We start from the raw sequence: 21237 nt of genomic DNA, 5'->3' as shown, positions 1-21237 counted from the left end.
GACGCTGGGCTTTTGTGCGCCCAGCGTCAAGGCAAGCTTATGCCGCACCTCCCAACAACACGGCGTTTCCACCCGCCGCGGTCGTGTCCACGCAGACATGGCGTTCACCCAGAACACGCGCGCGGTCGGGCTTGCCGGGAATAAGCGGCATAATCGGGCCGTCGCGGCGCGCCAGATGGTGTTCGATCTGCCCCGCTGTTTCCTCGTCTCCCCACCACAACACGCCCGAAATGCCGGTCAGGTTTTCCAACCGGTGCAGGTCAAGCATCCCGGTCGCCTGAATGGCGGTGCCACCCAGCGCAGATACAGCATCGGCCTGCGCACGCGCTGCGGCCGCTCCGGGTCCCAAGCAAAGAAGAGGCGGACGGGGATACACGCTCAGGCGGTTCGATTCACCGGTCGGGCCGGGCAGGGACCGGGTTTTGACCGGCGCAGGTTGACCTTGTGCAGCAGGCAGATCAGCCACGGCGCCCCAGGTATCCGCCGTGCTTTGACGGTCGGGTGCGCAGAACCGGATCATGTAGTTCGGCCCACCCGCCTTGGGGCCGGTGCCTGACAATCCTTCGCCACCAAAGGGCTGAGACCCGACGATGGCGCCGATCTGGTTGCGGTTTACATAGATGTTGCCCGCATGGATTGCCTCGGTCACATGCTGCACGCGGTCGTCTATGCGGGTGTGCAGGCCGAAGGTCAGGCCGTATCCGGTGGCGTTGATATCGGCGATGATCTTGTCGATCTCTTGCGATTTGAACCGGGCGACGTGCAGCACCGGGCCGAACACCTCGCGTTCCAGCGCGGCGATGCCGGGGATCTCGATCAGCGTCGGAGCAACAAAGATGCCTTCGGGCGGCAACGGAAGCTCCTTCAGCACCCGCCCTTCGTTGCGCGCCTTGGTCACATGTTCGGCGATGCCCTGACGGGCCTGTTCGTCGATCACCGGTCCGCAATCCGTCGACAAAAGCCAGGGGTCGTCGACCGACAGCGCATCCATCGCCCCTTTGAGCATGGTCAGAACGTCATCGGCGATGTCTTCCTGCAAATACAGGCAGCGCAGGGCGGAACAGCGCTGGCCCGCCGACTGAAAGGCGCTTTCGATGATCGATTGCACGGCTTGTTCGGGAAGGGCGGTGCTGTCGACGATCATCGCATTCAGACCGCCGGTTTCCGCGATCAGCGGCGTACCGGGGCGCATGGATCCGGCCATCGCCGCACGGATTCTCAGCGCGGTGTCTGTTGACCCAGTGAAGGCCACGCCCGAGATGCGCGGATCCGACGTCAGCGCCGCACCCACGGCAGGCCCACCCGGCAACAGTTGCAGCACATCGCGTGGTACCCCCGCCTCGTGCATAAGCTGAATGGCACGATGTGCGATCAGGGGGGTCTGGGGCGCAGGCTTGGCCAGAACCGCGTTTCCGGTTGCCAGCGCAGCAGAGATCTGCCCAGAGAAAATCGCCAGCGGGAAGTTCCACGGACTGATGCAGGTGAAAATCCCCGCGGGTTCGGCATCGGGGATGTTGGCTGCATAGTAACGCAGGAAATCCACCGCCTCGCGCAGTTCGGCCACCGCATCGGGCAGCGACTTCCCGGCCTCGCGCGCCAGCAGGGCAAACAACTCACCATAATGAGCTTCGTAAAGATCGGCTGCGGCATTGAGGATGCGGGCGCGTTCGGCAGCGGGGGCATCCCAGGGGTTGGCCGAGGCCAATGCCATTTCCACATCCGCCGCGCTGGCTGGGGCCACCGCGCCGGGCTTGTCCTGAGGTCGTGCCGGATTGATCACCGGCTCATCCGCATCGGGTTTAGCCGCATCGGCCAGCAAGGGTTGCGCATACCAATGATGGGCGCGGAACTGATCCCGTGCCGCATCAATCTGATCCAGGGTTGGTGTGTGATGCAGGTCAAAACCCTTGGAATTCGGTCTTTCAGGCTGGAACAATTCCGGCCCGGTCGGCAGTGCGGGCGGAGGGGTCCGGACCGCAACAAACGGATCGGCGGCGACCACTTCCGGTGGCACATCTTCGTCCACAATCTGGTTGACGAAGGATGAATTCGCGCCGTTCTCCAACAAGCGCCGAACCAGATAAGCCAGCAAGTCGCGATGCGCCCCCACCGGTGCATAGATGCGGCACCGGGTGTTCTGCTTGTCCATCACGATCTGATGCAAGGTTTCACCCATGCCGTGCAGGCGCTGGAACTCGAACGGTTGATCCTTGGCCATGTGAAGGATGGCGCTGACCGTGTGCGCGTTGTGCGTGGCAAATTGCGGATAAATCCGATCGGTCATGCCCAGCAGTTTGCGTGCATTGGCGATATAGGAGATGTCGGTTGTCGCCTTGTGCGTGAAGACGGGAAAGCCATCCACACCTTCGACCTGCGCGCGTTTGATCTCGGTATCCCAATAGGCGCCTTTGACCAATCGCACCATAATCTGGCGATCGTGACCTTCGGCCATGCCATACAGCGTATCCAGTACCAGGCCTGCGCGCGGGCCATAGGCCTGAACCACGATGCCAAACCCGTACCAGCCGGCAAGGGCCGGGTCGGACATCACCGCCTCTATCACCTGCAACGACAGCGACAGGCGATCCGCCTCTTCTGCATCGACGTTCAGGCCCATTCCGGCCGCCTTGGCCAGCAGTGCCAGTGCCCGCAGTCGCGGCACCAGCTCGTCCATCACACGCTGTTCCTGTGCCAGCTCATAACGGGGGTGCAGGGCGGACAGTTTTACCGAAATGCCCGGGTTGGCGCGGATATCGTCATGGGTGCAGGCCTCGGCAATGGCCGAGATGGCGCGGGAATAGGACAGGTGATAGCGCGCCGCGTCCGCTTCGGTTCGGGCCGCTTCGCCCAGCATGTCGTAGGAATAGGTATAGCCCTTCTCCTCCATCCCGCGTGCGCGATCCATGGCGGACTGAATAGTTTCCCCCAGAACGAACTGCCGGCCCATCTCTTTCATCGCGCGTGCCACGGCAGTGCGGATCACCGGCTCGCCCAACCGCTTGATCGCACCGCGCAGCGCCCCGACCGGAGACGCCTTGCCCTCGTCCAGCACCTTTCCGGTCAACATCAGTGCCCATGTCGAGGCGTTCACCAACGAGGACGAGGATTGCCCCAGATGCTTGCCCCAATCGGAGGGCGCGATCTTGTCTTCGATCAGCGCATCGATTGTGTCGGCATCCGGCACGCGCAACAGCGCCTCGGCCAGACACATCAGGGCGATACCTTCGTCGGTGGACAGGCCATATTCGGCCAGAAACACCTCCATCAACCCCGGAGAGGTGCTGGACCGGATGTCGCGCACAAGCTGCGCAGCGGCGGTGCCGATGGCGCTGCGATCCGTGTCTGTCAGGTTCGCCTGAGAGATCAGTGTATCCAGAACTGCCGACTGATCGGCGTAGGTTGAGCTATCGATGAGGGTGCGCAGGCTGTGTGACATATGTCCTCCGGTCTTTTTGATAATATAATGCGGAAAATTCAGGACAGCGGCCCGAATATTAGCTATTGGAAGGCCTGTGTTCTGAAGATTCGGCAAAAAACAGCGCAAATGAGCTTTCCTGATCTGGATCGGTTCGACCGGTCGATTCTAAAAATTCTGGCCGAGGATGGTCGTATCTCGGTGGCCGATCTTGCGCGCGAGATCGGGCTGTCGAAATCTCCGACGCAAGCGCGGCTCAAACGGCTTGAGGCAAGCGGAGTAATCCAGGGGTATCGGGCGATGCTGGATCCGATCCGGTTGGGCCTGGATCACGTCGCGTTTGTCGAAGTGCGTTTGACCGATACCCGCGAAAAGGCGCTGGCCGAGTTCAACGCAGCCGTCCGCAAAACCGCCGAGGTCGAGCAGGCGCATATGATCGCGTCCAATTTTGACTATCTTCTGAAAGTGCGCACCGCCACGATGTCGGAATACCGCCGTGTATTGGCCGAGAAGATCTCGTCTCTGCCGCATGTCGCCAATACCTCAACTTTTGTTGCGATGGAGGCCGTGAAGGAAACCGGTATGCTGGGCGGTTTTGAACATCAGCCTTGACGCGGTGGAATTATGGTCCACCCTTGTTTCGTAATGCGAACCTGTGCTGCAACGTTTCTACTGATCGCGTTTTCATGCTCGGCCATGGCCGAGACATGCCCCGCGGCTCCGGATCATATCGAAGGTGTGGATGCGCTGATCAAGCAGGTCCAAAAGGCGCAATCGCAAAGCGACGCCCGGGTCATCTCGAATAAAATGTGGGAACTTTGGACAGACGCGCCGGATGCCCGATCGCAGACCCTGCTGGATCGTGGAATGGCGCGACGAGAGGCGTGGGATTTGTTGGGCGCATTGGACGATTTCAACCAACTTGTCGAATATTGCCCGGATTACGCCGAAGGCTACAATCAGCGGGCTTTTGTAAACTACCTGAGGCAGGATTTTGACGCGGCATTGCGCGACCTGAATGTCACGATCGAAATGTCGCCAAACCATATCGGTGCGCTAAGTGGGCGGGCTTTGTCCCTGATGGGGTTGAGACGTTTGGAAGACGCGCGTGCAGCACTGTCCGAGGCGCTTGAGCTCAACCCGTGGCTGTCCGAGCGGTCCTTGTTGGAGCCAGGCGGCCTTCTGGAGCCGCCCGGAGAAGATATCTGACAGCCGGATCGGGCAAGTTTGGAAACCGGTCGCAAATCGCCAAACAGGTGCCTTTCGCGGCCACCTCGGGGACTGGGGCACCGCAATCAGAAGGGCAAATGGGTGACAAAGCCGTCAGCGTGACAGTATCCGGCGCTTTTCGGCCATGGCTTCGCGTCGCCGCTGCTCGATCCCGAGTTTGAAAGATTCTTCAACAAAGTCGATGTGATCCTTTGCCGCTTTTTCGGCCCGCTTTTCATCCCCTTCGATCACCGCGCGACCAAGTTCGAGATGTTGTTGCAGCAGCTTTTCGCCGGTCCCGTCAATCGTGCGCAGGAAGTCACGATTGTAGAAAACGCCCTTGCGGGTGAGTTCGTAGATCGACGCCATCATGTGGATCAGGGTCGCGTTCTGGCTGGCATCCACAATCGCGGAATGCAGCGCAAAGTCCGCCTCTTGCGAAGCCTTGGCGTCCTGCTCTTGCCAGGCACGCTCGTTTTCATCAAGGATCTCGGAAATCCGTTCCTTGTCTGCCTTGGTGGCGCGACGTGCGGCAAGCCGGGCCGCGAAACCTTCCTGCTCACGACGATACTCAAGATAGTCGAAGAAAGCCGGCTCGTGGCGTTCGTACAAAGCAAGAAGCGCGGGCATCATGGCTTGTCCGGTCAGGGCTGCGACGAATGTTCCCTCACCGTGTTGCGTTGTGACCAGACCGCGTTCTTCCAGCACCTGAAGGGCTTCGCGCAGCTTCGGGCGCGACACGCGCAACATCTCGGCCAGATCACGCTCGGAGGGCAGTTTCCGGCCCTGCTTCAGGATGCCCGAAGCGATCAGGTCCTCGACCTGTGAAACCACCGCATCAGCCAGCGATTCGTGTCCAACCGGTTCAAAAATCGCCGTGGTGTTCATGAGATGCTGCCCCGTGTGACGCTATAATAACCAGAATAACTGGTAAACAAAGATAACCACATCCGTTCAGATTTCAAGCGCGAGGCTGTTCTTCCCGGACGTGAATTACGTGTCTGTTTAAGAATGATTTTTGGAGAATCTGTTGGCTTTTTGAGGCAGTCGCATCGGGATTTTGCAGGGCTTGTCGAAGGCGAGCTTCCAGTTTCGGTTAGCCCAGTGGTAAACAAAGTTATTGACTGGTTTGAGTTGGTAAAGTTAGTTTACCACCGGAGCGGCGCTGGAAGAGCCTGCGCCACTGATCGGAGAAAACCCGACCAAACCTGGAGGAGATTTCATGAAGAAGACCCTGACAAGCCTGGCCGTGGCCGCCAGCCTGCTGGCGGCACCCGCAGTTGCGGCGGACAAGCTGCTGCTGAAAACACCGATTGCCTTTTCGACCGAACTGCCGGGCCTGGGTTCACCTATTCCACGTGTGGCTGATCAGCTGGAACTGATGTCCGGCGGCACGATGAAGATGAAGGTGTACGAGCCGGGAAAACTGGTGCCGCCCTTCGAAATTCTGGACGCCGTGTCCACCGGCAAGATCAACTCGGGCTACACCACGGCTGGTTACTGGGCCGGTAAAATCCCGGCTGCGCCGCTGTTCTCGGCCGTGCCGTTCGGCCCCGAGGCGGGCGAATACATGGCTTGGCTGTATTATGGCAACGGCATGACCCTGTATCAGGAGATGTATGATCAGGCCGGTTACAACGTAAAAGTACTGCCCTGCGCCATCATCGCGCCGGAAACCTCGGGCTGGTTCGCGTCCGAGATCAATTCGCCCGAAGACCTGAACGGGCTGAAGATGCGTTTCTTTGGTCTGGGCGGCAAGGTGATGCAGAAACTGGGTGTAGCGACCTCGCTACTGCCAGGTGGTGAGATCTTCCCCGCATTGGAAAAAGGCGCGATTGACGCGACCGAGTTTTCGATGCCTGCCATCGACGCGCGTCTGGGCTTCCACAAGCTGGTCAAGTTCAACTATTTCCCCGGCTGGCATCAGCAGGCGACCGTGTTTGAACTGCTGATCAACAAGGACGTCTGGAACGAAACCAGCGATCAGCACAAGGCAATCATCGAAAGCGCCTGCAAGGCTTCGATGGCGGACAGCTTTGCCGAAGGCGAAGCCATCCAGCACGCGGCCCTGATCGACAACGTTGAAAACAACGGCGTCACCATCAAGCAGTGGTCGCCCGAGATGTTGGATACCTTCCGCGCGACCTGGGAAGAGGTTGCCGCAGAAGAGGCCGCCAATGATGCCTTCTTTGCCAAGGTTCTGGCCGACATGAACGAATTCCGTGACGGCTATAACCTCTGGAAGACGAACGCCTTCCTCCCACGTCAGTAAACTCTCCCTCACTGACGTTGCCGGGGCGGCCCGATCCGCCGCTCCGGCCCCTGCTTTTCGATCTTCGGACTTTCTAACCTTTCACTGCCCGTATTCCGGGTTGCTGAGCGAGGAATGACCATGACCACCCAAAAGAACCTCAACGATCCAGTCGAAGCCTATGAAGGCATCCTGGAACACCCCGAGTCCGACCGCCAGAAAATCGCCGTCGCGATCGACGCCGGGGTCAAGGCTGTGGGTCATGTCGTCATGTGGGCCAATGTCCTGCTGATGGGCGCGATCTTCGCACAGGTCTCGTTGCGCTACCTGTTCAGCCAGAACTACCCGAAACTGGATGAGATCCAGTGGCATTTCTATGGAATCGTCACGATGATCGGCATCTCGTATGCCTTGATCACCGACAGCCATGTGCGCGTGGACGTCCTGCATATGCAGCTTTCGCGCCGCGCGCAGCGGATCATCGAGGTGATCGGCATCCTGACCCTGCTGACCCCGTTCATCTATCTGATGGTCGATCAGGGCTATGATTATTTCTACGAAAGCTTCCGCGTCAACGAACGCTCGGACAGCCCAACCGGCCTGCCTGCGCGTTGGGCTTTCAAGGCGGTCATTCCGATCAGCTTTGTACTGTTGGCGCTGGCCGCGTTGGCACGGTTGATCCATGACGGGCACGCGCTGATCTACGGGCCGGCCTCGGAACGTGAAGGCGCGCCGCTGCGCCGTGTTCTTCTGGTGCTGGCGGTATTCGCAGCCGTCTGTGTTGGCCTGACCTTCCTGGTCGAAACGACCGAGGAAAAGCTGGTCATCGCGATGTTCCTGACCTTTATCGCGCTTTTGTTCACCGGTTACCCGGTGGCGTGGGTGCTGGCCGGTGTCGGCGTCGCCTATTGCGGTCTGGCCTATCTGTTCGACAACGATCTGATGCTGTGGACCGGGTTGGAAAGCACCTTTACCGGGCTTGATTATCTGACGCTTGGCGCGGTGGTGAACCGGGTCTACGCGACCATGTCCAACGCGGTTCTGGTTGCCCTGCCGATGTTCATCTTCATGGGGCTGATGCTGGACGAATCCGGAGTGGCCGAGCGTCTGATGTCCTCGATGCAGCGCCTGTTCGGGACGGTGCGCGGAGGACTGGCCATCACCGTGACCCTGATCGGGATCATTCTTGCGGCTTCGACCGGCATCATTGGTGCCTCGGTTGTACTGCTGGGCGTGCTGTCGCTGCCGTCGATGATGCAGCAGAAGTACCAGCCGACGCTGGCTGCGGGCGTGGTTTCGGCCTCGGGGACATTGGGCATTCTGATCCCACCCTCAATCATGTTGGTGATCATGGCCGACCAGATGGCGCTGTCCGTCGGAGACCTGTTCATGGCCGCGGTTTTCCCGGGCGTGATCATCGGCGCCTTGTACCTGACCTACATCTTCATTCTGGCTCTGGTGAAACGCGACGCGGCTCCCGTGCCCGAAGGTGCGAAAGCCCCCGACTGGGCAGCCGTGAAGGACGTTCTCATCGCCGTCATCCCGACGCTGATGCTGATCCTTGCCGTGCTGGGGTCGATCTTTGCCGGTCTGACCACACCAACCGAAGCGTCCGGCATCGGTGCCTTGGGTGCGACCTTGCTGGCGCTGGGCTATCGCAAGCTGACCTTTGCCAAGCTGTGGAACGTGCTGGTGTCGACCTTCAACACCACCGCCTATATCTTTGCGATCTTCCTCGGTGCGACTGTGTTTTCCTATGTGCTGCGCGAACTGGGCGGGGATGAGCTGATCGAACATGTGGTGCAATCCACCGGCTTTGGTGCAAACGGGACAATTCTGTTCATCCTGTTCATCGTCTTCCTGCTGGGCTTCGTACTGGACTGGATCGAGATCACGCTGATCGTGCTGCCCCTGATGCGCCCCATCGTGAACGGTCTGGGCATCGACATCCCCGGCTTTGGCGTACTGGATGAACCGGCGCTGGTCTGGTTCGTGATCCTTGTCGCTGTGACGCTGCAAACCAGCTTCCTGACGCCGCCCGTTGGCTTTGCCTTGTTCTATCTCAAAGGTGTTTGCCCGCCCGAGATCAAGCTGACGCATATCTATAAGGGCATCATCCCATTTGTCCTGCTGCAATTGACCGGTTTGGCGCTAGTGTTCCTGTGGCCGACCCTTGCCACCTGGTTGCCGTCGGTCGCCTATTAAGGAGCTTATCGGATGCGTCTGAGCCAATGTCATAACTTCCACGACTTCCGGCGGCTGGCCAAACAGCGGCTGCCGGGGCCGATCTTCAACTATATCGACGGTGGCGCGGATGATGAGGTGACGTATCGGGAAAATACCAAGGCGTTCGACCGCTGCGATCTGTTGCCTTCGGTCCTGCGCGGGGTTTCGGACGTGGACATGTCCGTCACGGTGATGGGGCAGAAACTGGACATGCCGGTCTATTGCTCACCCACCGCGTTGCAGCGCCTGTTCCACCATCAGGGTGAGCGCGCGGTCGCGGCGGCGGCCGAGAAATACGGCACCATGTTCGGAGTTTCCTCTCTGGGAACCGTCTCGCTGGAGGAGCTGCGCCAAAAACACAAAAACCCGCAGGTCTATCAATTCTACTTTCACAAGGATCGCGGGTTGAACGCCGCCATGATGCAGCGCGCCAAAGAGGCGGGTGTTGAAGTCATGATGCTGACCGTCGACAGCATCACCGGCGGCAACCGCGAGCGTGATCTGCGCACGGGGTTCTCGATCCCGTTCCGCTTGACGCTGGGCGGCATGATCCAGTTCGCGATCAAGCCGATGTGGGGGATCAACTATGTCACCCATGAAAAGTTCCGGCTGCCTCAGCTTGAGGAACATGTGGATATGGGCGGTGGGGCCAGCTCGATCGGCGGGTATTTCACCGACATGCTCGACCCGTCGATGAACTGGGATGACGTGGCGCAGATGGTGCGCGACTGGGATGGTCAATTCTGCCTGAAGGGGATCATGACCGTCGAAGATGCCAAACGCGCGGCTGAGATCGGTTGTACCGGCATCATCCTGTCGAACCACGGTGGCCGACAATTGGACGGATCGCGCACGCCGTTCGATCAACTGGCCGAGATTGTCGATGCAGTCGGCGACAAACTGGACGTGATGATGGACAGCGGCATTCAGCGTGGCACCCATGTGCTCAAGGCGCTGTCGATCGGGGCCAAAGCGGTGGGTATCGGGCGGCACTACCTGTATCCTCTGGCTGCCGCGGGGCAGGCTGGGGTCGAACGGGCCCTTGGGCTGATGCGTGCCGAGATCGAGCGCGACATGAAACTGATGGGTGTCACCAGTGTTGGCCAGCTCAGCCGCGAGAATATTCGTTTCCGCAACCCCTAACCCGAAACGGGGGCCGATATGACCAATGACGCGTTGATCAAACATTTCCGCTCTATCGTCGGTACGCGTCACGTGCTGATCGGAGCGCGCGCGACAGAGCGCTTTCGGCGCGGTTTCCGCTCGGGCGAGGGTGAGGCGCTGTGCGTCGTTCAGCCGGGGACCCTGCTGGAGCAATGGAAGATCCTGCAAGCCTGCGTTGCAGCCGACAAGATCGTCATCATGCAGGCGGCCAATACTGGTCTGACCGAAGGGTCTACGCCGTCCGGCACCTATGACCGTGACGTGGTTCTGATCAACACGCGCCGGATGGATACTCTGGTGCCCTTGAACGACGCAGAGCAGATCGTCAGCTTTCCGGGCGCCACGCTTTTTGCGCTGGAAAAACTGCTGGCCCCGTTCGGACGCGAGCCGCATTCGGTGATCGGTTCGTCCTGCATCGGCGCGTCGATCGTGGGTGGGGTATGCAACAATTCCGGCGGTTCTCTGGTAGAGCGCGGTCCGGTTTACACGGAACTTTCCGTCTATGCGCAAATCACCGAACAGGGTGAATTGGAACTGGTCAACCATCTGGGCATCGATCTGGGCAGCACGCCGGAAGAGATCCTTGCAAACCTCGATGCAGGCAGGTTCGAACGCAATCCCGGGACAACCAACAAACGCGCATCGGCCAGCGATTACGCACAGATCGTGCGGGACGTGAATGCGCAAACGCCTGCGCGGTTCAATGCGGACAAGACCAGGCTTTTCGAATCTTCGGGCTCGGCCGGGAAGCTGGCCGTTTTTGCGGTGCGCCTTGACACCTTTCCCAAGAACGAGGTTGAGAAGGTGTTCTATGTGGGCACCAACAATCCCGACGATCTGGCGGACCTGCGGCGCCACATATTGTCAGAGTTCAAATCGCTGCCGGTTTCGGCCGAATACATGCATCGCGAAGCGTTCGATATTGCAGCACGCTATGGCAAGGACACGGTCGTGATGATCGACAAGCTTGGCACGGACCGTCTGCCGATGTTCTTTGCGATGAAAGGCGCCGTGGATGCACGCCTGCGGCGCATTCCGTTTTTGCGAAATTTCACTGATCGTTTCATGCAGGCAGCTATAGCTTTGTGGCCACGTGTCCTGCCCAAACGTATGACGGATTTTCGCGACAAATACGAACATCACCTTATCCTGAAAATGAAGGATGAAGGTGTATCCGAGGCCGCTGAGTGGTTGCCGCGATTTCTGAGTGGCCGGGATGGCGGATTTTTCGAATGTGATGCGCGCGAGGCCAGAATCGCAGGCCTTCATCGGTTTGCGGCGGCGGGCGCGGCGGTGCGTTACATGGCGATCCATTCGGACGACGTCGAAGATATCATCGCACTGGACGTCGCACTGCGCCGCAACGACCAGGACTGGCTGGAGAAGCTGCCGCCTGAGATCGAAGACCAGTTGGTTCACAAACTCTATTACGGGCACTTCATGTGCCACGTGATGCATCAGGACTACATAGTCAAAAAAGGAGCTGACCCAAAAGCTCTGAAGGCCGCAATGTTGAAACTGTTTGACGAACGCGGCGCGGAATACCCTGCTGAACATAACGTGGGGCACCTTTACAAGGCCAAGCCCGACCTGGCGGCACATTACAAATGCTGCGACCCGACCAACTCGTTCAATCCCGGTATCGGCAAAATGTCCAAGGCGAAGAATTACCAATAACCGGTTTTCCGGCGCGGCAGGGTGCTGTGAAAACGGCCGGCAGATACACCGGGTTCTGATGAAAAGGGTGTTGGTGCCCGACTGTCTGATATCCTGAGCGCAACCCCGCAAGCATCTGCCGCGCAGAAGGCTGCCAAAACCGAATGAGCGTCGCGTGTCAGGTATAGGGGAGATTCGGAAGGCGCAGTTGGGGTCGTCGGAATCGGCAGAGAATGTCGCGTTGAGACGCGGAATTCAGTAGCGTTTGACGCAAATCGTTTGGTTTTGAGTATCACAAACACGCATTTGACAGGCTGTCCGGGATCTGAACCGGCGGGTTCATGCGGTCAATTGACAGAGCACCTTTCTGTTCAGGTAATTTCAGGGTCGCGTGATTTCTGGCAGGTTTTCCTAGGGTTACCCTTGGCTTGCAATCGGCTGCAGATCACCCCTGTGAAGCTGCGGGCCGGAAGCCTGTCTTGCATGCGAAAATATGCAGATGACCGGGGCCGGGAAAGCGCCACTTATCCCTTATTTTTCGCGTTTTTTGGGGAACTACGGGAAACCCCCAATTTCGCGCCGCGACAAACAGGGGTAAACATATTTTACCGTACTTACCACACAAACACACACGGTACTAACTTTCCCCGATGAGGGGCTGGTCACACCCCCTCGGCCGGCCCCTCTTAACTTTTGGGGTCCATGGCAGTTGGGGTCAGTGGTCATGCGGATCGTTGCCGGTGTCAGCTTTTGATCAATTTGGCGACGAGGGCGGGCAAATCTTGTGATGTGCCATAGGCCACGGTGTGTGGAATTTCGGCGACCGGCGTCTTCCGGTATCCTTCAGTAAACAGCAAAAACGGGATCTTCGCACGCGCAGCCGTTTCCGCGTCAACTTCGCTGTCGCCGACGAACAGACGCGGGCCGGACGCCTGAAGCGCATCGAAGCTTGCGAACAGATGGTTGGGATCCGGTTTTCGCGTCGAAAGGCTGTCGCCACCCAGAACCGCGTCGAAAAACCGGGACAGGTTCAGTGCCTCCAGCACATGCCGCGCCGGTGTTTCGGGTTTGTTGGTGCAGACGCCCAGAACGCATCCCATTTGCTGCAATTTGGCCAGTGCCTCCGGGATGCCGGGGTAGGGAACGGTCGTTTCGCTTGCAGCGGAATTGTAGTGTTTGAGGGTCAGTTGGGTCAGTTCCGCATGGCGATCCAGCGGCAGCCCGCAATGCCGGATCATGCGTTCGACCAGCTTGGGTAAACCGTTGCCGACGAATCCTTTGATGATATCCGTCGCCAATGGATCATGCCCAACGTCGTTCAGCGTGCGGTTGGCCGCCGCCGCCAGATCGCCCAGGCTGTCCACCAGCGTTCCGTCCAGATCGAATACAACTGCTGCGGTCATGTTTGCTTGCCCTTCATCGCCCGACCCAAGACCTAACCCGCCCTGTACCGAGGGGCAATCGCCTGTTTCAAAACCATGCTTGACAATCCTTACTAAAATAATCAGATTAAGCGGCAGGAACAGAAAGCCAACCCTTTCGGGGTCAGCCAAATCAAGTGAAACGCGATAGATATGGCACCATGCCGAAACGCTCTGGAGATGTCCCGATGAACGTACAGAACCCGACCCCAACCCAAGGTTACGCTGTCTCGATGCTTCCCGCGCACAAGGCCGAGGATCTGACCAAGGGCGGCAACCTGGCCCATATAGAACTTGGCGATCAACTCTATACCCTGCGCATCACCCGTGCAGGCAAACTGATCCTGACGAAATGAGCGCGCCTTTCAAGCGCGGCGGTGCAGCGGTTGGCCGCCTTGCCGATCTCGATCCCATCGAAGCGGGCGCCGTTATGTATCTGCGGATGTGGAGCGAAGGCGAGGGCGGTCGTGCCGACGCTGCCAGCGATTTCCAAGTCGCGCTGGGCGCGGATTGCGGGCGTGCGGCAATGCTGACTTTGGATCGTTTATGCTCTCTATGCGCCACCCATGGCCGCCGCCCCCTGATCCGGCATGGTCTTGGATGTGCATGCCTTGGCGCGGACGAGAATTGCTTTGCACAGATGATCGCGGCAGCGTCCGAAGGGGCGCGTGAAGATGCGATGATGCTGGCGTCTTTGATCGTACGTCCGGATTTTGCCCCCGCGCTGGCATCCCTGTCGGAAGAACTGGGGCTGACTCTCAGACGTATGACCGCAGGTTTCAAAATGCCGACCACCGGCCACCAGACCCCCTCGGCCGTGCTCCACTGACCCTGAGTGTGGAACGGTTGAACCCCGGCGCTGCGCCGGGGTTTTTTCGTTCAGCAGCACCCGCATCCGGCATGGTGATGGTCATGATCGCAAACAGGGGCAGGGGTAAAGTCGCCCACCTCGGACAACACATTCCGCAGCGCCCAGAGGATCATGTCAACATCCTCGGCCTCGATGGTCAGGGGCGGGCGGATTTTCAGGATGTTGTCTTTGGGCCCTTCGCTGCCGATCAGGATGCGATGATCGCGCATCCGGTTTTTGACATAGCTGCAAATCTCGGTGCCTTCGCTTCCATCGGGGTTGATCAGCTCCACGCCGAGAAACAACCCCATACCCCGCACGTCGCCAACGCAACCAAAGTCGGCTTCGATCTGGCGCAGTCCCGCCATCAGACGATCCCCCATCCGGCGGGCATTGTCCTGCAACCCCTCGTCATCGACGATATCCAGCACCTCTTTGCCGATCCGGCAGGACAGGGTCGAGCCGCCAAAGGTCGAAAAGAACTCGATCCCGTTGTTGAAGCTGTCCGCGATCTCGCGGGTTGTCACCAGCACGCCCAGTGGGTGCCCGTTTCCGATTGGCTTGCCCATCACTACGATATCCGGAACCGCGCCCTGGTGTTCGAAGCCAAAGTAATACTCACCCAACCGTCCCAGACCTGTCTGCACCTCATCGGCGATGCAAACACCCCCCGCAGCACGTATTTTTTCGTAAACCGCAGGCAGATAGCCCTTGGGCGGAATGATCTGGCCGCCGACCGACGGGAAGGTTTCCGCGATGAACCCGGCCACGCCCTGTCCCCCGTTGCGAAGGGCGGCAATCGCCGGATCGACAAGATCAGCAAATTTCTGTGCCCGGTCCGCGTCGTCCCGCCTGAATGACCCGCGATAGTCATCGGCAACCTCGACCAGTTCAACCCAGTCGGCTTTCCCGATGCCGCCCGGTTTGTTGAATTTGTAGGCCGAGATCGCCACCGCAGCGTTCGTGTTCCCGTGATAGCCGTGATCCGGCGTCACGATCCCCTTTGCGCCGGTATGGGCGCGGGCCAGCCGCAGGGCCAGTTCGTTTGCCTCGGTGCCCGAGTTGACAAAAAAGCAGACCTGTAGGTGATCCGGCATCTTCGACAGGATCTTGTCGGCAAATTCCACCTGTGCCGGATGCAGATAACGGGTGTTCGAATTCATCCGCTTCAGCTGATCCGCCGCCACGGCCTGAATGCGTGGATGCGCGTGCCCCACATGCGGCACGTTGTTGTAGGCGTCCAGATAGGGGCGTCCCCATTCGTCGAACAGGTGATGCTTCCAGCCGCGCACCAGCATGACCGGATCGTCATAGGTCAGGGATAGGTTGCCCCCGAAATGCGCCCGCCGTTTGTGCAGGATTTCCGCTTTGTCAGTTGGGTGATAGAACACCTTGTCATCCGGCAGGTTCAGCAACGCCGCCGGGTTCGGGCAGACCGCGTGCCACAGCTCCAGTTCGTCCGGGTCTCCGACACCGGGCCAGTCCGCTTCCATGCCATCGGTGGTCAGGGCCAGCTGGAAATGCACATGCGGGGCCCATCCGCCATTCTGGTCGGCATCGCCCAACCGCGCAAACGCGGCGCCCTGTGCCACCGGGTCGCCGGGTTTCAGCCGGTCACAGCATTCCGGATCCAGATGGCCATAGAGCGTATAGAACGGGTCGCCTTCGGGCGTTTCGTGATGGAGGATGATCACCCCGCCGTAGTCAAGGTGCTGGTCGCGGTTTTCGACCACTTCGATCCGCCCGCTCATCGGTGCATGCAGAACCGTCCCGGCAGGCGCAAACACATCCACGGCCAGATGAACCGTCCGCCTGTCCGAGGCTTTCCACGGGCCCTTGCGGAACCCCGGCTCGGCATAGATCAGGCGGGGCTCGTTATAGTAACCCAGCCACAGGTCCTGCCCGTATTCCTCGCCAACGCGCGCGGCCTCGGCCAAAGGCATGTGGAACGGGTTCCGGGGCCAGACGCAGTTTTCGACCGAAAGCGAGCCCATGGGCACATCGCCCAGGTCCTGGCCGAACATGTCGGTAAAATGCCCCCGGTGTTCCTGAAGATAGGCGTGGATGCGTTCAGCCCCATCAACCACGGGCAAGCCGCAAGTCGCCCGCAACCGCGCCGACATCAGCCCGCCATTGACTGACGTGTTCTCAAGGAACCGCCAAGCAGGCGCCTGAGAGATCGTCACATAGGGATCATCCGGATTCTCGGCCGCCATCAGGGTCGAGTTGACGACCGATACGGCAAGCCGCATCCTCAGCAACGGCCAGATCAGGTCAACCTCATCCGCCCGCAGCCGGTTGGCTGCGTGATAGCCCTTTACCAACGCAGCCAGTGCCCGTTCCGGCTTGGGGTGATCCAGCACGACATACGCGCCGGCAATCGCCAGATCGCAGATGCGCGGCGCGGCGCACATGTCGCCCAGATCAATCAGGCCCGAGATCCGCCGCCGCTCGCCCAGTTCCCCTTCGACCAGAATGTTGTAGTCATTGGCGTCATTGTGGATGGCCTGTTTCGGCAGGTCCGCAAGGACATCCGCGATTGCAGCGAACCCCTCACAGATTTCCGTCAGCAGTGCCTGTCGCGCGGGGTCAGAGATCGCGTTTAACTTGTCAGCAATCCAGCCCGCCTGCATCAGGTCCCATTTGAAACCGACCCGGTGCAACCCTTCATGCTCAAACCCTTCCAGGGCCCGGTCGGTTGCCCCCAATACGCGGCCCAGTTTCAGGATCAGCTCTTCGGATTTTGGGGCGGCCTTCGCGTAACATTGGCCCGGCAGGCACTCCAACAGCCAAATCAGCCTGCGCTGTCCTTCAGAATCGGCAATCTCGGGCAGCATTGCTCCGGTCAAATCAGGGAACACCTTGGGAAACGGCAACCCCGGTGCCTCAGAAGCGATATGCGCCAGCGCCTTGATTTGCAAATCAACCAGATCCGCATCGCATCCGGCCCGCATGGCCTTAAGCACATAATCCTGACCATTGGTGGCGTGCACCAGAAAGTTCAGATCATATTCACCATCCAACCGCGTCAAGCGGGCGTCCAGCCCCCAGAGCTGCCGCAGCGCGGCCGTCCATAAAGCACTTAAATCGTCCATTCCCGTCTCCGCTCCGATCGCGCCGGAGCCCTCTTCATCTGGCCAAAAATATCCTCGGGGGGAATCGCGCCTTGGCGCGATGGGGGGCAGACAACCCCCCGCGTTACCCCAGGGCCCGCAGGCGCTTGATCAACGACGAGGTGTCCCAGCGGCCACCGCCCAGTTTCTGAACATCCTTGTAAAACTGATCGACCAGAGCGGTAACAGGCAGGGACGCACCGGTTTCATTGGCGGTATCCAGACAGATACCCAAATCTTTGCGCATCCAGTCGACGGCAAAGCCATGTTCGAACTGATCATCCAGCATGGTCTCATACCGGTTTGCCATCTGCCAGCTGCCAGCGGCGCCTTGGCTGATCACCTCGACCACGGCCCTTCCGTCCAGCCCGGCCTTCTCGGCGAAGTGCAACGCTTCGCTCAGGCCCTGAACCAACCCTGCGATGGCGATCTGGTTGCACATCTTGGTCATCTGGCCCGCGCCGCTGTCCCCGATGCGGCGGCAGATCTTCGCATAGACCTGCATCACCGGTTCAGCCGCATCATAAGCCGCCTGATCTCCGCCGCACATGATTGACAGAACACCGTTTTCGGCGCCTGCCTGGCCGCCCGAGATCGGCGCGTCCACAAAGGCGATACCCTGTGATTGGCCGGCAGCGTACAATTCCCGCGTGACCTTTGCAGAAACCGTGGTGTGGTCGACGAAAACAGCCCCGCTGGACATGCCGTGAAATGCGCCGTCCTTGCCCGTGCAAACCATGCGCAGATCGTCGTCATTGCCGACGCAGGCCATCACAAACTCGGCGCCTTCAGCCGCGTCTTTCGGGGTGGCTGCCATCGATCCGCCATGCTGCTTTACCCAGGCTTCGGCCTTGGCAACCGTGCGGTTGTAGACAGTGACGTCATGGCCTGCGGCCTGAAGATGCCCAGCCATGGGATAGCCCATGACGCCCAGGCCAAGGAACGCGACTTTTGCCATTTTGTGATCCTCTCCGCTGTTCGGTCGGCTTCAGCGGTGCGTGCCTGGCCGAAATGTTTGGCGAAGACAAAGCAAAGCTGCGCCCAAAGGGCAACCCCAAGTCAGCCCTTCCCGCCCAGATCCTGCAGGATCGGGCAATCCGGCCTGTCATCCCCGGCGCAGGCGTCGATCAGGTGGCTCAGCGTTTCGCGCATCGCGTTCAGGTCGACGATCTTGGCTTCGATCTGCGCCAGATGGTCCCGCGCGACCTGTTTCACATCTGCGCTGGCGCGGGTTTCATCCTCGTAAAGCGCCAGCAATGTCCGGCAATCCCCGATGGTGAATCCCAAAGCCCGGGCACGGCCCAGAAAGTTCAGCTTGTGCACATCCTGATCGCGAAATCGGCGATAGCCGTTGTCGTCGCGCAGCGGTTTGATCAGGTCGATGTCTTCATAGTACCGGATCGTCTTTGCAGGCAGGCCGGTGCGGGTGGACACATCTCCGATATTCATGCGTGCACCTCCTTGGCGGGCGGGATCGGGGTTTCCGGCACGCTGGCTTGAACGCGACGCAGACGCAGCGCGTTCGAGACGACAAAGACACTCGAAAGCGCCATCGCGCCGGCGGCCAGCGCCGGAGACAACAGATGGCCTCCGAACGGGTACAGCGCACCAGCGGCGACCGGGATCAGCAGGACATTGTAACCGAATGCCCATCCCAGGTTCTGGCGAATGTTTCGCATCGTTCTACGGCTGATCTCGGTTGCATTTGCAACCCCGCGCAGATCGCCGGACATCAGAACGACATCAGCCGTTTCGATGGCCACATCGGTGCCCGTCCCGATGGCGATGCCGATGTCAGCCGTTGCCAGCGCCGGGGCGTCGTTTATGCCGTCGCCGACGAAAGCCAGCGTTCCGAACTGGTCCCGCAAGGCGGTGATCGCATCCACCTTGCCGTCGGGCAGCACTTCGGCGGTGACGTGATCGATCCCCAGCCGATCAGCCAAGGCCTGCGCGGTGCGCGCGTTGTCTCCGGTGACCATGGCCACGGTCAGACCCATTTGGTGGAGCCGCTCCAGCGCCTCTTCGGTGCCGGGTTTGACCGGGTCGGACACAGACAACGTGGCTGCGGCCTGCCCATCCAATGCGACGAACAATGGTGTTGCCCCTTCGGCGGCGCGGGCCTCTGCTTCGCTGGCCAAGGCTCCAAGGTCGATCCCGCGTTGCTGCATAAGCCGGTGCGACCCGATCAACACGTTCCGGCCTTCAACCAGCCCCTGCATGCCAAGCCCGGTAATCGACAGGACGTCCGTCGCCTGTGGCAGCGTCGCAGGCCCGGCCCGGGTGATCGCCGAAGCTATCGGGTGTTCCGACCGCGCCTCGAGGGCGGCGGCCAGCCGCACAACCTCATCCCTGTCAAACCCGTTCGCCGTCAGAACATTGTCCAGTTCCGGGCGGCCCAGTGTCAGGGTCCCGGTCTTGTCCAGCGCGATGACGCGTGCCTGCTGAAGCTGCTGCAAGGCATCGCCCTTGCGGAACAACACCCCCAGTTCGGCCGCGCGCCCGGTGCCGACCATGATCGAGGTCGGAGTGGCCAGACCCATGGCGCAGGGGCAGGCTATGATCAGCACGGAAACCCCGGCGACAAGCGCCAGCGGCAGGGCGGGGCTTGGGCCGAAGATCAGCCAGGCTGCGACGGTGATCACGGCGACCAGGATGACCGCCGGGACAAAGCGATATGTAATCCGATCGACCAGACCCTGGATCGGCAGTTTGGCCCCCTGCGCCTGCTGCACCATGCGAACGACCTGGGCCAGCACCGTGTCGCCCCCCACGCGCGTCGCCCGAACCCGCAAGGCGCCGGTGCCATTCACGGTGCCGCCGACAACAGCCGCGCCGGCTGATTTTCCAACGGGTATCGGCTCGCCCGTGATCATGCTTTCATCGACGTAAGAGGTGCCCTCGAGCACTTCGGCATCCACCGGCACGCGTTCGCCCGGGCGGATGTGCAGGATGTCGCCCACCGCAATCTCGGCGATAGGGCGGTCTTCTATCCGGCCATCGATTTCGACCCGCGCGCTTTTGGGCTGAAGGCCCGCCAGTTTACGGATCGCAGCCCCGGTTTTGCCCTTGGCGCGCGCCTCCATCAGACGGCCCAGAAGGATCAGAACGACAATCACAGCCGCCGCCTCGTAATAGACGTTGGCAGTTCCCATCGGTAACGCGCCGGGGGCGAATGTGGCCACCACCGAATACAGATAGGCCGCCCCGGTTCCCAGTGCGACCAGCGCGTTCATATCCGGCGTGCCCCTCAGCAACGACGGGATGCCCTTGCGATAAAACACGCGACCGGGCCCCAGCAGCAGGGCCGTTGTCAGGGCGAACTGAATCAACTGGCTGGTCTGCGTGCCGATGGTGGCGTGTACCCAATGGTGGAATGCGGGGATCATGTGCCCGCCCATCTCAAGAATGAACACGGGCAGGGCAAGAGCGGCCGCCAGCAGAGTGGCCCGGGTCAGCCCTGCTGTTTCAGTGTCTGCGCGATCTTCGGGTGTCGAAACGGCTTGAGGCCGCGCCGGGTAACCGGTGTCGGTGACCACCTGTGCCAGCGCCTGTGGCGATGTTGCCCCCGCGGCGTAGGTCACCGCGGCAGTTTGTGTCGCCAGATTGACCTGCGCTTCGATCACACCGGGGCTGGCCGTCAGCGCGCGCTCGATCTTGGCCACGCACGAGGCGCAGTTCATACTTTCAATGCTCAGATCCGCCCGGCTGGTCTCGGCCGGATACCCTGCCGCGTCCAATGCCTTGGTCAGCGCCGAAGCTGGCCCGTCAAAAGCCACCTGTGCGGACTTGGTTGCAAAGTTGACCGAGGCCGTTTCAACCCCGGGCACATCACGCAGCGCCTCTTCAACGCGTCCCACGCAGGATGCGCATCCCATGCCCGTGATTTTCAGCTCTGTCAGTGATTTTTGCGCCATGCGACTCGCCCATGAAGT

The 21237-nt window shown here is 60.3% G+C and carries 15 protein-coding genes; 8 read left to right on the top strand and 7 right to left on the bottom strand.

Going from position 1 to position 21237, the window contains the following annotated elements:
• Nucleotides 1-37 precede the first annotated feature (37 nt).
• Nucleotides 38-3436 (bottom strand): bifunctional proline dehydrogenase/L-glutamate gamma-semialdehyde dehydrogenase PutA, encoded by a 3399-nt coding sequence (putA, locus tag ACR3E6_RS01685; RefSeq protein ID WP_480485522.1) that lies wholly within the window; start codon nucleotides 3434-3436, stop codon nucleotides 38-40.
• Nucleotides 3437-3544: 108 nt separating this feature from the next.
• On the opposite strand from putA, the gene ACR3E6_RS01680 reads away from it, so the two are divergent.
• Both ACR3E6_RS01680 and ACR3E6_RS01675 read left to right on the top strand, forming a co-directional pair.
• Complete coding sequence (locus tag ACR3E6_RS01680) at nucleotides 3545-4027, top strand: Lrp/AsnC family transcriptional regulator (protein WP_171615577.1); 483 nt, start codon at nucleotides 3545-3547, stop codon at nucleotides 4025-4027.
• 84 nt (nucleotides 4028-4111) lie between these two features.
• A complete protein-coding gene (locus ACR3E6_RS01675; RefSeq protein WP_480485520.1) occupies nucleotides 4112-4624 on the top strand; it encodes a tetratricopeptide repeat protein in 513 nt (170 codons plus the stop codon).
• 114 nt (nucleotides 4625-4738) lie between these two features.
• Here ACR3E6_RS01675 and ACR3E6_RS01670 read toward each other — a convergent pair whose 3' ends face one another.
• Nucleotides 4739-5512 (bottom strand): FadR/GntR family transcriptional regulator, encoded by a 774-nt coding sequence (locus ACR3E6_RS01670; RefSeq protein ID WP_152458933.1) that lies wholly within the window; start codon nucleotides 5510-5512, stop codon nucleotides 4739-4741.
• Nucleotides 5513-5846: 334 nt separating this feature from the next.
• Between ACR3E6_RS01670 and ACR3E6_RS01665 the strand changes: the two genes are divergently transcribed.
• The 4 genes from ACR3E6_RS01665 to dld all read left to right on the top strand — a co-directional run bounded on the left by ACR3E6_RS01665 (nucleotide 5847) and on the right by dld (nucleotide 11942).
• Complete coding sequence (locus ACR3E6_RS01665; protein WP_171634294.1) at nucleotides 5847-6896, top strand: TRAP transporter substrate-binding protein; 1050 nt, start codon at nucleotides 5847-5849, stop codon at nucleotides 6894-6896.
• Between the two features lie 120 nt (nucleotides 6897-7016).
• Nucleotides 7017-9080, top strand: a complete 2064-nt coding sequence (locus ACR3E6_RS01660) for a TRAP transporter large permease subunit (protein ID WP_171634291.1) — start codon at nucleotides 7017-7019, stop codon at nucleotides 9078-9080.
• 12 nt (nucleotides 9081-9092) lie between these two features.
• The gene (locus ACR3E6_RS01655) at nucleotides 9093-10244 is read left to right on the top strand and encodes an alpha-hydroxy acid oxidase (protein WP_171118676.1); all 1152 of its coding nucleotides are present in this window, start codon (nucleotides 9093-9095) and stop codon (nucleotides 10242-10244) included.
• Nucleotides 10245-10262: 18 nt separating this feature from the next.
• The gene (gene dld, locus ACR3E6_RS01650; protein ID WP_480485517.1) at nucleotides 10263-11942 is read left to right on the top strand and encodes a D-lactate dehydrogenase; all 1680 of its coding nucleotides are present in this window, start codon (nucleotides 10263-10265) and stop codon (nucleotides 11940-11942) included.
• Nucleotides 11943-12664: 722 nt separating this feature from the next.
• Here dld and gph read toward each other — a convergent pair.
• Nucleotides 12665-13324 (bottom strand): phosphoglycolate phosphatase, encoded by a 660-nt coding sequence (gph, locus tag ACR3E6_RS01645; RefSeq protein WP_480485515.1) that lies wholly within the window; start codon nucleotides 13322-13324, stop codon nucleotides 12665-12667.
• Nucleotides 13325-13530: 206 nt separating this feature from the next.
• Between gph and hemP the strand changes: the two genes are divergently transcribed.
• Nucleotides 13531-13698, top strand: a complete 168-nt coding sequence (hemP, locus tag ACR3E6_RS01640) for a hemin uptake protein HemP (protein ID WP_083445319.1) — start codon at nucleotides 13531-13533, stop codon at nucleotides 13696-13698.
• Complete coding sequence (locus tag ACR3E6_RS01635; RefSeq protein ID WP_171228953.1) at nucleotides 13695-14171, top strand: hypothetical protein; 477 nt, start codon at nucleotides 13695-13697, stop codon at nucleotides 14169-14171. The genes hemP and ACR3E6_RS01635 overlap by 4 nt, the downstream gene beginning before the upstream one ends.
• Before the next feature lie 50 nt (nucleotides 14172-14221).
• On the opposite strand, the gene ACR3E6_RS01630 is transcribed toward ACR3E6_RS01635, so the two are convergent.
• The 4 genes from ACR3E6_RS01630 to ACR3E6_RS01615 all read right to left on the bottom strand — a co-directional run bounded on the left by ACR3E6_RS01630 (nucleotide 14222) and on the right by ACR3E6_RS01615 (nucleotide 21219).
• Complete coding sequence (locus ACR3E6_RS01630; protein WP_480485513.1) at nucleotides 14222-17287, bottom strand: aminotransferase class III-fold pyridoxal phosphate-dependent enzyme; 3066 nt, start codon at nucleotides 17285-17287, stop codon at nucleotides 14222-14224.
• Nucleotides 17288-17390: 103 nt separating this feature from the next.
• Nucleotides 17391-18263 (bottom strand): NAD(P)-dependent oxidoreductase, encoded by an 873-nt coding sequence (locus ACR3E6_RS01625; protein WP_480485511.1) that lies wholly within the window; start codon nucleotides 18261-18263, stop codon nucleotides 17391-17393.
• A 101-nt stretch (nucleotides 18264-18364) separates the two neighbouring features.
• Nucleotides 18365-18754, bottom strand: coding sequence for a Cu(I)-responsive transcriptional regulator (gene cueR, locus ACR3E6_RS01620; RefSeq protein WP_480485509.1), 390 nt, complete (start codon nucleotides 18752-18754; stop codon nucleotides 18365-18367).
• Entirely contained in the window at nucleotides 18751-21219 is a 2469-nt protein-coding gene (locus ACR3E6_RS01615) for a heavy metal translocating P-type ATPase (RefSeq protein ID WP_480485507.1), read from the bottom strand. The genes cueR and ACR3E6_RS01615 overlap by 4 nt, the downstream gene beginning before the upstream one ends.
• Between the last annotated feature and the right edge of the window lie 18 nt (nucleotides 21220-21237).

Source organism: Ruegeria sp. AL3 (assembly GCF_056536065.1).
The sequence above is the reverse complement of the archived record's forward strand: the minus strand, read 5'-3'. Positions and strand labels throughout refer to the sequence as shown.

What these genes read in the sequence shown, in the direction of transcription:
- putA (WP_480485522.1), bottom strand. Translation starts at nt 3,436, where the DNA reads ATGTCACACAGCCTGCGCACCCTCATCGATAGCTCAACCTACGCCGAT.
- ACR3E6_RS01680 (WP_171615577.1), top strand. Translation starts at nt 3,545, where the DNA reads ATGAGCTTTCCTGATCTGGATCGGTTCGACCGGTCGATTCTAAAAATT.
- ACR3E6_RS01675 (WP_480485520.1), top strand. Translation starts at nt 4,112, where the DNA reads ATGGCCGAGACATGCCCCGCGGCTCCGGATCATATCGAAGGTGTGGAT.
- ACR3E6_RS01670 (WP_152458933.1), bottom strand. Translation starts at nt 5,512, where the DNA reads ATGAACACCACGGCGATTTTTGAACCGGTTGGACACGAATCGCTGGCT.
- ACR3E6_RS01665 (WP_171634294.1), top strand. Translation starts at nt 5,847, where the DNA reads ATGAAGAAGACCCTGACAAGCCTGGCCGTGGCCGCCAGCCTGCTGGCG.
- ACR3E6_RS01660 (WP_171634291.1), top strand. Translation starts at nt 7,017, where the DNA reads ATGACCACCCAAAAGAACCTCAACGATCCAGTCGAAGCCTATGAAGGC.
- ACR3E6_RS01655 (WP_171118676.1), top strand. Translation starts at nt 9,093, where the DNA reads ATGCGTCTGAGCCAATGTCATAACTTCCACGACTTCCGGCGGCTGGCC.
- dld (WP_480485517.1), top strand. Translation starts at nt 10,263, where the DNA reads ATGACCAATGACGCGTTGATCAAACATTTCCGCTCTATCGTCGGTACG.
- gph (WP_480485515.1), bottom strand. Translation starts at nt 13,324, where the DNA reads ATGACCGCAGCAGTTGTATTCGATCTGGACGGAACGCTGGTGGACAGC.
- hemP (WP_083445319.1), top strand. Translation starts at nt 13,531, where the DNA reads ATGAACGTACAGAACCCGACCCCAACCCAAGGTTACGCTGTCTCGATG.
- ACR3E6_RS01635 (WP_171228953.1), top strand. Translation starts at nt 13,695, where the DNA reads ATGAGCGCGCCTTTCAAGCGCGGCGGTGCAGCGGTTGGCCGCCTTGCC.
- ACR3E6_RS01630 (WP_480485513.1), bottom strand. Translation starts at nt 17,287, where the DNA reads ATGGACGATTTAAGTGCTTTATGGACGGCCGCGCTGCGGCAGCTCTGG.
- ACR3E6_RS01625 (WP_480485511.1), bottom strand. Translation starts at nt 18,263, where the DNA reads ATGGCAAAAGTCGCGTTCCTTGGCCTGGGCGTCATGGGCTATCCCATG.
- cueR (WP_480485509.1), bottom strand. Translation starts at nt 18,754, where the DNA reads ATGAATATCGGAGATGTGTCCACCCGCACCGGCCTGCCTGCAAAGACG.
- ACR3E6_RS01615 (WP_480485507.1), bottom strand. Translation starts at nt 21,219, where the DNA reads ATGGCGCAAAAATCACTGACAGAGCTGAAAATCACGGGCATGGGATGC.